9 protein-coding genes are annotated in these 11,765 nt (G+C 45.5%); 5 read left to right on the plus strand and 4 right to left on the minus strand.

What is annotated here, in order from left to right:
* A partial coding sequence (locus VN105_RS25295; protein WP_325645490.1) for a site-specific DNA-methyltransferase occupies window positions 1-974 on the minus strand: 974 nt, incomplete at its 3' end.
* Window positions 975-1,334: 360 nt separating this feature from the next.
* Between VN105_RS25295 and ppsA the strand changes: the two genes are divergently transcribed.
* The 4 genes from ppsA (at window position 1,335) to VN105_RS25315 (ending at window position 6,096) form a co-directional block, all read left to right on the plus strand.
* Window positions 1,335-3,950, plus strand: a complete 2,616-nt coding sequence (ppsA, locus tag VN105_RS25300; RefSeq protein ID WP_325645492.1) for a phosphoenolpyruvate synthase — start codon at window positions 1,335-1,337, stop codon at window positions 3,948-3,950.
* 45 nt (window positions 3,951-3,995) lie between these two features.
* Window positions 3,996-4,841 carry an AraC family transcriptional regulator gene (locus VN105_RS25305; RefSeq protein ID WP_325645494.1) on the plus strand — a complete coding sequence of 282 codons (846 nt, stop codon included), beginning with the start codon at window positions 3,996-3,998 and terminating at the stop codon, window positions 4,839-4,841.
* Between the two features lie 82 nt (window positions 4,842-4,923).
* The gene (locus tag VN105_RS25310; protein ID WP_325645496.1) at window positions 4,924-5,433 is read left to right on the plus strand and encodes a YbhB/YbcL family Raf kinase inhibitor-like protein; all 510 of its coding nucleotides are present in this window, start codon (window positions 4,924-4,926) and stop codon (window positions 5,431-5,433) included.
* 150 nt (window positions 5,434-5,583) lie between these two features.
* On the plus strand, window positions 5,584-6,096 hold the full coding sequence (locus tag VN105_RS25315; protein WP_325645498.1) for a dihydrofolate reductase family protein: 513 nt from the start codon (window positions 5,584-5,586) through the stop codon (window positions 6,094-6,096).
* A 21-nt stretch (window positions 6,097-6,117) separates the two neighbouring features.
* Here VN105_RS25315 and VN105_RS25320 read toward each other — a convergent pair whose 3' ends face one another.
* On the minus strand, window positions 6,118-9,528 hold the full coding sequence (locus VN105_RS25320) for a gliding motility-associated C-terminal domain-containing protein (protein WP_325645500.1): 3,411 nt from the start codon (window positions 9,526-9,528) through the stop codon (window positions 6,118-6,120).
* Between the two features lie 91 nt (window positions 9,529-9,619).
* Between VN105_RS25320 and VN105_RS25325 the strand changes: the two genes are divergently transcribed.
* Window positions 9,620-10,099 carry a VOC family protein gene (locus VN105_RS25325; protein ID WP_325645502.1) on the plus strand — a complete coding sequence of 160 codons (480 nt, stop codon included), beginning with the start codon at window positions 9,620-9,622 and terminating at the stop codon, window positions 10,097-10,099.
* Between the two features lie 7 nt (window positions 10,100-10,106).
* Here VN105_RS25325 and VN105_RS25330 read toward each other — a convergent pair whose 3' ends face one another.
* On the minus strand, window positions 10,107-11,114 hold the full coding sequence (locus tag VN105_RS25330) for a phosphotransferase (RefSeq protein WP_325645504.1): 1,008 nt from the start codon (window positions 11,112-11,114) through the stop codon (window positions 10,107-10,109).
* A gap of 105 nt (window positions 11,115-11,219) precedes the next feature.
* The coding region (locus VN105_RS25335; RefSeq protein ID WP_325645506.1) for an endo-1,4-beta-xylanase at window positions 11,220-11,765 on the minus strand (546 nt) is incomplete at its 5' end.

Genomic DNA, 11,765 nt, shown 5'->3' on the forward strand with positions numbered 1-11,765 from the left:
GCCAGCAATTGTTTGTAAGTGCTTTCGGCGCCCATCCATTCTTCATTCAACACCTTACCTGTTGGAGTGGTGATGGTATATTTAGAACCTGATTGCCCTGATCCCGCTTTCCAGGGCTTGGAATCCCAGGGACCCAGCGGATCATTATCGGGGTTGGAATAATTCCCTTGTCTTGTTTCAGAAAGCGGGATACCATAAAATGTATTCTTCTTTTTCAGGATCTCCGAATTTCTAGCATAAACAACAATATACTCGGCTACCTTCGAAATCATTTTTGACTTATCATTCGGTTGGTTATGTCTTCTTCTCCAGGTGATGATGGCTTCTTTATTCTCTTCTCCAAAAATTTCATCCATTAAGATCTTAAGGTTCGCCAGTTCATTATCATCAATATTGATAAAGATGATACCGTCGTCACTCAAAAGATTCTTTGCCAGGAAAAGCCGGGGAAGCATCATCGACAACCAGTTGGAGTGAAATTGCCCGTTCTCTTTCTTGTTTGGGCGGAACAATCCTTCTTTCATCATGAAGCCTTCTTCATCTTTTTCCTTAATCCTTTTGAAGTATGCTTCTTTTGTTTCTGAGAATTTATCAGGATAGATGAAGCTATCGGAGCCGGTGTTGTAAGGAGGATCTATACATATGGCCTTTATCTTTCCATAATAAGATTTCTGCAACACTTTCAACACTTCAAGATTTTCTCCTTCTATGAATATATTTTCTGTTTTGTCCCAGTTCACAGACCCGTTGAGGTCCGGCGCCAAAGTAGCTGTAGCAGGTAATTGCAGCATCTTAAACGCTTCGCTTTTACCGGCCCAGTTCAACTGGTAACGTTCACTGTCGGGGTTGATGCTTTCACCCAGCAGCTGCTTTAACTGATCTATATTTAGTTTATCCTCCGAAAAAGCGCCGGGGATAATATCTTTTAACTTTGCGATTAAGTGGGCCGTTATGTTTAATGACTTACCATCCATGTCCTGTTTGTCTTTTAATCTTTTTTCTCAATTCTAAAGCACCTTATGTGCAAGCGGTCCTTCTTCCAGCAGATTGTCATTAATTGTCAAATGTAATAAAAAAGTCAACTGGTAGCTGACATCCGGGAAAACGCAAAACGCATGTTACCTGTAATGAAGACGTCTTTTGTAACAGCTGTTGAAAGCATGGGAAGATCATGGAGGGGCAACGGGTCAAAAACGCTATAAAACACCACTATTTTGTAAGAAAACGCCACTCCTCTTATCATTATTGTGCGAAAAAAAATATAGTTTAAAAACGATGTTTTCCCAGGTGATACCTTGTATTTTTGGCGCTGCTCATCTATAAAACCCATCATCATGCACAAATATTTGCTTTCTTTCCGGGAAACAGACAGATCAGATTTTACGGCCGCAGGCGGCAAAGGCGCCAACCTGGGCGAGTTATCCGGGATCAGCGGCATACAGGTACCGGAAGGCTTTTGCGTTACCACCGATGCCTATAAAGCAATAACCGGGAATAACGCAGCGCTTAACAGCCTGTTGGATGAATTAGCCGCGCTGAAGGCCGAAGAGCGGGAACCCATCAGCAACATCAGTGCAAAGATCCGCAGCACCATTGAAAATATACCCATTCCCGGGAATATCGCCGGAGCGTTGGAGGAATATCTTATAAAGATTGGAGAGCAGGATGCCTATGCAGTACGCTCCAGCGCCACCGCGGAAGACCTGCCAACGGCCTCTTTCGCAGGGCAGCAGGATACCTGGCTGAACATTACCGGGAAAGAAGCCATCCTGCGGCATATCAGTAAGTGCTGGGCCTCCCTGTTTACGGAAAGGGCGGTTATTTACCGGCTCAGGAACGGCTTCGATCACCGTAAGGTATACCTGGCCGTGGTAATACAGAAAATGGTATTTCCGCAAGCCGCGGGCATCCTGTTCACTGCTGATCCCCTTACGGCTAACAGGAAAGTAGTATCCATTGATGCCAGCTTCGGGCTGGGCGAAGCCCTGGTGTCCGGCCTGGTAAACGCCGACAACTATAAAGTAAGCAACGGCAACATCATCGCTAAAACAATAGCGGCCAAGAAGCTGGCGATCCATGCCTTAAAGAATGGAGGCACGCATGAGCAGGCGATTGAGCCGGCACAGCAACAGCAGCAAACCCTCACAGATAAGCAGATCCTGCAGCTGGAACAGCTGGGCAGGAAAATTGAGGCGCATTTTGGTACTCCCCAGGATATTGAATGGTGCCTGGCAGATGATATATTTTATATTGTCCAGAGCCGGCCCATCACCACCTTATTTCCTGTCCCCGCAGCCGGCGATGGGGAAAATCGTGTATACATCTCCGTAGGACATAACCAGATGATGACCGACGCCATGAAGCCGCTGGGATTATCCTTCTTCCTGTTAGTTACACCGGCGCCTATGCGTACCGCCGCCGGCAGGCTGTTTGTGGATGTTACCCACCACCTTGCTTCTGCTGCCGACAGGAAAATAATGATTGATGTGCTGGGGAAATCCGACCCGCTTATAAGAGGTGCGCTGCTGAACGTAACTGCGAGGGAAGGTTTTATTAAATCATCTCCGGAGGATAAAAATACACCAGCCTCCGCTAACCTCAGTAAATTTGCCGCTACGCCCGATTTTCAGCCCCGGATTGAAAACGATCCTGCCATTGTTACCGGGCTAATCAAAAACTCCCTGGACTCTATAGAAACGCTGAAACAAAACATCCAACCGAAATCCGGGCCGGAGCTGCTCGATTTTATCCTGGAAGATATCCAGGAATTAAAGAAGGTCCTGTTTAATCCGCGGGGTTCAGCAGTGTACCTGACGGCCATGGATGCTCACTCATTTATCAATGAAAAAATGAACGCGTGGCTGGGAGAGAAAAATGTGGCAGATATACTTTCTCAATCAGTAGACAATAATATCACTTCGGAAATGGGCCTGGCTTTGCTGGATGTAGCAGATGTGATTCGCCCGTATCCTGCCATCATAGCGTATCTTCAGCAGGTAAAAGACGATCGCTTCCTGGAAGAGCTGGTAAAGTTTGAGGGAGGAAAGGAAGTCCGCGAAGCCATCACCACTTATCTTGATAAATACGGTATGCGCTGCAGCGGGGAGATTGACATTACCAGAACCCGCTGGAGCGAACAACCAACTACGCTGCTTCCCATGATCCTCGGCAATATCAAAAACTTTGCGCCCAACGCCAGCCGGCGGAAATTTGAACAGGGAAAACAGGAAGCCCTGGCAAAAGAACAGGAACTGCTAAACAAATTGAAGCAATTGCCGGAGGGTGAACAAAAGGTGGAAGAAGCAAAACAATTGATCAGCTATATGCGGAATTTTATTGGTTATCGCGAATATCCAAAATATGGTAAGATCAGCCGCTTTTTAGTTTACAAACAGGCTTTGCTCAAAGAAGCGGAACAACTGGTGAAAGCCGGCGTTATCCATGAAAAAGAAGATATATACTACCTCACGTTTGAAGAATTACGGGATGTGGTACGTACCCATCAGGTAGACTACCAGCTTATCCATCAACGGAAAGAAGACTATCAGCAATATGAAAAGCTCACTCCTCCGCGGGTGATCACATCCGACGGGGAAATTATTACCGGCGCCTACAACCAGGAGCATTTACCGGCCGGCGCTATTGCAGGCCTACCGGTTTCCTCCGGTGTAATAGAAGGCCGCGCGCGGGTGATTTTAGATATGGCCGATGCGGCCCTGGAAGAGGGCGATATATTAGTGACCACCTTTACTGATCCCAGCTGGACGCCGTTGTTCGTGTCCATCAAAGGGCTGATCACCGAAGTGGGCGGATTGATGACGCATGGAGCTGTTATTGCGCGTGAATATGGCTTACCCGCCGTTGTGGGAGTAGAAAACGCCACCAGGCTGATAAAAGATGGGCAAAGGATCCGGGTGAACGGAACGGACGGATATGTAGAAATACTATAACCCGGCAATTCGCTAACTTTACTTCACTTTATCGTATGATTTTTTATGAACGGATATGCCATAGCGCCGGTTGGTGACAACGGGTCTACTTCTCTTCTCCGCTACCGCACGGCCACTCCTCCTGCCAGGGGCAGGATAATGCTGCAGCAAAACCTGTTCACCTTCTTACTGGACGGCGAAAAAACGGTTCATTTTGCAGGTACACAGGTGACTGTAAAGCCTCACCAGTTTGTAATGCTGGCTGCGGGGAATTGTCTCATGAGCGAAAAGATTGCTGCAAAAAATGCAGATTACCATAGTATTCTTTTCTTCTTCGATAGTAAACTGCTGACAGACTTTTTCACCCATCATGCTGCATTGACCGGCGAACCGGCCAAACAACCGGATAACCGCCCATTCCTGTTATTGGAGAAAGATGAGTTCCTGGTAAATTTCACCCGCTCGCTCGACTATATGCTGAGTAGCGATAAACCAGTATATCATGATCTGCAAAAAGTGAAACTGGAAGAGCTGTTCTTATATCTTGCCGTACAATACCCCGGGCAGATACAGCAGATCAGGAACATGAACGCTGCAACCGGCGACGACCTGGTAGTACGGCAGGCTGTTACATCGCATATCAGCAACAATATCACTGTGGAGGAACTGGCCTTTTTATGTAACATGAGCCTGTCTACCTTCAAACGCAGGTTTGCCCGCATTTACGGCAATAGTCCCAACAGGTGGCTATTGGAAAAAAGGATGGAAAGAGCCGCTAAAATGCTGCGGCAAAACGATTGCAAAGCGAACGAGATCTATTATGAACTTGGTTATGAAAACCTGTCCAGTTTTGTGCAGTCCTTTAAACAGGTTTACGGTATAACCCCCAAGCAATACCAGCTAACAAATTGAACGTTTAGCCACATTTTCTGAACGGTTGCCCATCCTTTGGCGCCGGTCTTTACATCTACCTTTGGATAACAATTCAAACAAAATGAAAAAGACCATGACAACAGAAAACAGCACATTTACATTAAAAAGCAATGAGCTTGGCGGTCAGCTCTCCAACAAGCAATATGCAAATGGTATGGGTTTTAACGGGGAGAACCAGTCGCCCCAACTATACTGGGAACATGCCCCCGCGGCAACACAAAGCTTTGCGGTAACCGTATACGACCTTGATGCGCCCACCGGCAGCGGTTTCTGGCACTGGGTAGTTTTCAATATCCCGCCAAATATCCGCGAGCTGGCGGCCGGCGCCGGCGATCCCGGCAAACACCTCCTTCCGGAGGGCGCCATACAAAGCAATACCGATGCCGGTATGCCCGGTTATATTGGCGCAGCACCCAATGAGGGCCCCGCACACCGTTACCTGATCACGGTATACGCGCTCAGTAAAAAACTGGAATTGGATACAAATGCGACGCCTCCCTATGTGGGTTTTAACATGCACTTTGCCACATTGGCAAAAGCTTCGCTGGTTGTTTACGGGCAAAAACAATAGGGTATATAATATGTCCCGGCGTTTATTTATTACAACGCACGCGGCTTCTGCATTATAATGTCGCAAATCGCCCGGAGATTGTCGTTTACAGGGCGCCTCTCATTTAACCGGGCAAAGTATTTTTGTATCATAACAACAATACTAAACAAGATGAAAATAATTATCTATCTCGCAGCTTCCGCCAATGGAATGATCAGCAATAACAGGAATGTACCGGATTGGTTATCGCCGGAATACGGCCAGGGATTTATGGCTATCAGCCAGCGTACACAAGCCGTGATCATGGGGAAAACCACCTACAACATACTGGCGCCTGATTACCTGCCCCTGAAGGAAGGTTCGCTGGTGGTGTTAACACATGATACCAAAGCTACGCCTGCCCAACCCAACGTACTGTTCACCAGTAACAACCCCGAAGCGATTGTTGCAGCACTCGCCGCCAAAGGGCATACGGAAGCGGTGATCATTGGCGGCACGCAAACGGTGAGCGCTTTCATGAAAGCCGGATTGGTGAATGAACTCATCCTGGTGGTAGAGCCGGTGCTGTTTGGTAAGGGATTGCCTTTAATGGAGGAAGTTGATGCGGAGTATAAGCTGGCACTGCTGGAGGTGAAGAAATTGAATGATAATAGTGTGGAGTTAAGGTATGAGGTGAAGATGTAAGCCAATTTACGTGGTGCTATTTCACCGAATCAATAATACGCTGCCTCGCTTAAGGAATGTTTTTCCCAGTAAGTCCTTGCCACTTATAACATAAATATAGCTTCCCATGGGTGATCTCTGGCCATCCCAACCGGCGCCAAGGGTATTGGACGAAAAAACTAATTTCCCCCAGCGGTCAAATACTTTAAAATAGTCTATAGATACAATTCCTGTATAACGGGGCCTGAATATATCATTTTGCCCATCTCCATTAGGGCTGAAAGCTGTTGGAATGTATACGTCCGTTTTATCTACTACCGTGATATAAGCGGTTGCTATGGTACTGGTACAAATATCCATGCTGGCTGTTACATAATACTTCGTATCAGCAAACTGGAGAGGCAGCGTAAATACTCCCGTATTATTTTCATTCACTTTACGGTTTAAGCCCGGGTCTGCATACAGGGTAAATACAACAGCTGTAGAATAAGACCACTTTAATTCCAGGGGCTGTCCCTTAGCAATGATATAATAGAGATCCCCTGGAGCAGGAAGTGCACTGGCGTTATTATTCACATTCAATATGCCTGAATTTACAACGCAGCCATATTTGTCTGTTACCGTTAATGTAAATGCTCCTTTTTTTATTCCTTTCAATTCCGTTCCGTTTCCTTTTTCAACACCATTTTCATCTGTCCAGCGGTATCTGAATGGTCCCTCCCCGGTAATAACCGGCGCCTGGATGCCTCCATTGGCCTGCCCGCAGGTTTCATCTGTAACCATTGGGGGGCCTGATAGCAATGGCCCCCTGCGCTGGGGAACCTCGGTTGTATATGCCAGTTGCTCGCAGTCGTTTTCATCAATAATGTACAACGCATAATTTCCCGGGCCAACGTTCATTACATTCCTGTCAGTGCCTATTACGTTGCTGGTAGCGGTATTCACCCATTTTAACGATTTGATGGTATTGCCCGTAATATTGTTTATTAATATTGCACCATCCGTTTCATTACAGGTGGGAAATTGTATTTCACCCTGTACCAACCATTGGGTGGGCTGTGTTTTGCTGATTTTATACCACATTGTTTGTGCATTGCAGGAGAAGTTGTTGGTAGCAGTTAACTGGTAATTGCCTTCGGGGATATCTTTCAGCTCAATGTTGGTTCCCACCATACTACCGGCCTCATTACGCCAGGTATAAGTATCAGCTCCTGCTACCAGCAACCCGCTGATAGCGCCGCCTTGCCCGCCACAGCCAGCAGGCGTAATCTTTATATTCGCAGCATCCAAGCTGATAGTTCCAATATCATCGACCTCTATTGGAGTGCCCATTACAGGCACACAGCCGGAATTGTCGGTCAGCTCCAGGCGGTATTCCCCCTGGGGTATATTTTTCAGTTCCAGGCCAGTACTAACTACATTGTCCGCCTCGTTCAACCACCTGAATGTATAAGGCATTATACCCGTTATATCTATCCCGCTAACGGCGCCATTGCTGTTACTGCAGGTGGCTGCTGTAACAGTGGCGGAGCTTTGGTTAATGGAAGGCGGCTGTTGATTGGTAAGCACAATAGGAGCTGATATTGCAAAACAATCGTCCGTTATATAAGCGTACAAACGGTAAGTACCTGCGGGAACTTTGGTAAGATCTGGTCCCGTTCCAACTATTTCATCTTTTTCATTCAGCCATTTGTACTGCTTTGTGTAGGCGTTTGCATGATCTGTGATATTGGATATAGCGCCATTATTATCGTTACAGGGCTTTACAAGGGTCATCTGTTCATTTGTGAGGCTGGGCTTTACATCCAAAATGGTAACGATATAAGATGACACCGCGCATTTACCATGAGGGTTATTATTTGTATTTGCCCATAGTGTATATGTGCCCGGTAGTATAGCCGGCAGCTCGGCGTCGCGTCCCACTATATTACCCGAAGCATCTTCCCATTGAATCACAACAGCACCGGTTACCGCAATCCCCTTAATACTACCGGGTTTTCCGCAAAAGGAAGGCGTTACCTCTATTCTTTCCGTATTTATAGTAGCCCTGGTAAATTCAGAAGTGGAACCTTCCTTATTGGTACCGGTCACTACTACATTTTCCGGCAAAGCGCCTGAATAAGACCATTTACCGCCGGCGTCAGCCACTGTACGGCCAAGATATACCTTACCCTCGCAACCACCCTGCGTACCGGAGCAATTATCTGCATCAAATACTTCAATAACAGCATCTGCTTCACTTGTGCCTGATACGGTTGTTCCTGTAAAAGATTCAACAAAAACGGTTTCTTTTGATTGAATACCTTTCCCATTACAGAAAAAGCTGTTCTTTGAAATCGTAACATGGTCATCGTACGAACAGGATACTCCTCCAAACAAACCGGATATATAGTTCTTTTCGCTTTGCTGGTTTCCACCAATAAACGCACTTTTTACCCTGAATAGCTCTACGCTGAAATTAGCATAGCTCCTCCCTGTTCTGATGGCGCCTGTAACATCTGTATTTATCTTGTTCCCCTGTAGTAAAACCGTACCGTATCCTCCTCCTAACGCAAAATATCCTTCCAGTATATGGTTATTTTTCACCTCGATCGCATTATCTCCTGTAATATCAGTTCTAGGATAAGTGGTAATAGTAAATGAAGCGTTGCCAATTTTATTGCTTCCTGTATAATCGCCACCACCAATATTGTCATGCACATTATAGTTACGTTTGCCCAGGGGAACCAGCGCGCTGTAATACTCTTCAATACGCGTATAGGCACATATCTGGTTATGATCCATTTCTACGTTACCAGTCCCCCACAGTATTATAGAAGGATAAGAAATCATATAGATCGGGATGCTTACCCCATCCGGATTTACACCAAGCAGGTTATATGCAATGTGCAAATCAGTAGCGTTTCCCTGCGTAAGTTGTACACCACTGGATATCAGCCCGTCTGATGCATTCATAACATTTCCTTTTCCCGGTGCGCCGATGGTTATGTGGCTACTTTCGGTAATATTAAGGCAGTATCCGCCGCTGGTAAACCATCCGGGAGGAATTTCGAGGTCTATACCATAAATGTTTACATGCTCCGCATCCCTTATGGAGAGAATATTAAAAAAATTACCATTCGAGAAGTAATTCTCCTTTAGTAACCTTATTTTCGCGTCACTTATGCCAAATGCAGCATCTGGCTGCGTAGTGCCATCTAATTCGATGTTGGATGACAGTGCTGGTAACTCTGCTATTATCCTGATAGTACGATCATCCACCGAAGAACCGGGAAGATTGAAATGAATATAATCCACAACGGTAGTACCATTTGCGTTAGCCTGGTTAATGGCATCGCGCAAAGTGCCAGGTCCCGCATCCGCTTTAGAGGTGACAATAAAGATGGCTGCTTTTGTTGAGCTAACAAACAAAATAAGACAAAAGATCAGCGTGATCCGGAAAAGCAGGTGCATATAGGTATAAATAGCTGTAATTAAGCCATGAAAGTAGGAAAAATTCTGATAGCCAGATAATGAACAAAAATATCCCTAATTTACAGGAACCATGAAAAAAGCGACTTTACTACCCCTGATAACAGCAGCGGCATTTTGCGCTGGTTTCACCTTCAATACCATCATAACACCACCAAACAAAACAGCTACAAAAATGAAAAAAGTAACAGGCATCGGCGGTATTTTCTTCAAATGCAAAGACCCCAACAAAATGAAAGACTGGTATCAAAAACATCTTGGCTTAAACACCAACGATTACGGCGCCACCTTTGAATGGTATGAAGGCGCAGACAGCACAAAGAAAGCAGTAACACAGTGGAGCCCTTTTGAAGAAACAACGAAATATTTTGCCCCGTCTGCCAAAGACTTCATGATCAATTACAGGGTAGAGAACCTGGAGCAACTGGTGGAGGAACTTAAAAAAGAAGGCGTTACCATTGTCGACAAAATTGAAAGCTATGATTACGGCAAGTTTGTTCATATCATGGACGTTGAAGGAAACAAAATTGAATTATGGGAGCCAACCGAATAACCCCAGCCTACTCAAATTGCGCCATAGCGTCTGCAAAACGGGGTGTACGCATCTGCTGAACCGCCTCGTTAAACAGGGCCTTCCCATACATTAACTGCCCTTCATATTCTGCCAGTGATAATTTACCCAAAGCCATTAAACTGCCAAACGCTCTTAAATCTATACCTTCCATTTCCTGGTCATGCGTATACCCGGCAGGCTTTTGCTGCCCCGCAAGCTGAAACATCAGCAAGGAATAAATGATCCGGCAAACCTGGCGCATCACGTAAAAGCGAGCCATTTTATGATCATCAACAACATGGTCAAAATATGTATTCAGCAATACGTGTTCCTGCGCTGGTGTTTGTACAAAAAAATTGGCGGCATTGGCCAGGTCCACATACCGGTCATTTAAATAGGCTACATCCCAATCAATGATCCAGATCCTTTCCCCATCACCTAAAATATTGGTTGGATTAAGGTCGTTGTGACTAAACACCTTGTCCGATGCTGTACGGGGATACCTGTACTTTATGGTTTCATAATACCGGAAGCATTCATCAAATAATGGCCCCGAAAGCAGTTTAGCATTTTTGAACTGCTCAATCAGCGCGTCTACGGTTTCAAACAGATCTTTCCCTTCGCCATTAAACGGTATTGCATGAACCGCTTTAATAGCATCTGCCAGTTTCTCTATCAGTTTATCAGGAGCAAAAGTAGCGCGCACCGGTTGGTTATCTATAAAATCACTGATCACAATACCCGCCGGTTTATCCTCGTATTTCAACGAAGGTGCAATACCGGCAGCCGCTGCCAGTGCCAGGTTATCAGTAGATGCGGCAGTATTATTGGCTGCATTCAGTTTAAGCACATAAGGCTGATTGCCCACCACAATTTTATAAACAGCAGCACCCGATAGTCCGCCTGCAAGTAAAGAAATGCTGGTAACATCGGTAGTATTGAAAACCTTTATTAATGCTGCTTCTATCGCTGTTACGCTTTCAGTTGGTATAGCGGAAGAATATAATAATGACATAAAGGGCGATTAAAAAATACCCGGTAAATATACAACCTGTACACTAATCTAAAAAGCAAAAGGGCTGCCACGGATAGCATGACAGCCCTTTTGCTTTGGTTCCATCTAAAATTCTACTACCGACCAAAAAGCTTTCTTAGGCTGCAGATCCTTATCAAACAAAAGTGGATAATCTTTCCGGCCACGCACAGGAAAATTATCAAGCCAGCTATGCCTGTCGGATATATTCCAAAAGGTTACGCCCGTTAAAACATTACTGTATTTCCTGAATATTTCAAAGCACATGCTGAATTGCTCGATCTGCTGTTGCTCTCTGGCAGGAGTAAACGCTGCAGCACTGTCTTCCCTCTGTCTTGCCCGCATCTCATGCTCTTTTGGATAAACGGATACATCAAATTCAGTGATCTGTAATTTCAGACCCAGTGGTAAAAAATCTTTAAAAGTATTTTCCAGCTGCACCTTAGTGGGCTCATTGATTGCCCAGTGCCCTTGTAACCCAATCCCGTGAACCGGTATACCTTTACTAACCAGGCCATTCACCAGCTGTATTATTTTCTTTCGCTTTACAGGATTAATTTCGTTATAGTCATTATAAAACAACAATGCCTCCGGGTCGGCTTCGTGCGCCCATTGAAATGCCTTTTCAATAAA

The sequence above is a fragment of the Chitinophaga sp. genome (genome assembly GCF_035564935.1).
In the GTDB taxonomy this organism is placed as follows: domain Bacteria; phylum Bacteroidota; class Bacteroidia; order Chitinophagales; family Chitinophagaceae; genus Chitinophaga.

What these genes read in the sequence shown, in the direction of transcription:
- VN105_RS25325 (WP_325645502.1), top strand. Translation starts at nt 9,620, where the DNA reads ATGAAAAAAGCGACTTTACTACCCCTGATAACAGCAGCGGCATTTTGC.
- VN105_RS25310 (WP_325645496.1), top strand. Translation starts at nt 4,924, where the DNA reads ATGAAAAAGACCATGACAACAGAAAACAGCACATTTACATTAAAAAGC.
- VN105_RS25330 (WP_325645504.1), bottom strand. Translation starts at nt 11,114, where the DNA reads ATGTCATTATTATATTCTTCCGCTATACCAACTGAAAGCGTAACAGCG.
- VN105_RS25320 (WP_325645500.1), bottom strand. Translation starts at nt 9,528, where the DNA reads ATGCACCTGCTTTTCCGGATCACGCTGATCTTTTGTCTTATTTTGTTT.
- VN105_RS25315 (WP_325645498.1), top strand. Translation starts at nt 5,584, where the DNA reads ATGAAAATAATTATCTATCTCGCAGCTTCCGCCAATGGAATGATCAGC.
- ppsA (WP_325645492.1), top strand. Translation starts at nt 1,335, where the DNA reads ATGCACAAATATTTGCTTTCTTTCCGGGAAACAGACAGATCAGATTTT.
- VN105_RS25305 (WP_325645494.1), top strand. Translation starts at nt 3,996, where the DNA reads ATGAACGGATATGCCATAGCGCCGGTTGGTGACAACGGGTCTACTTCT.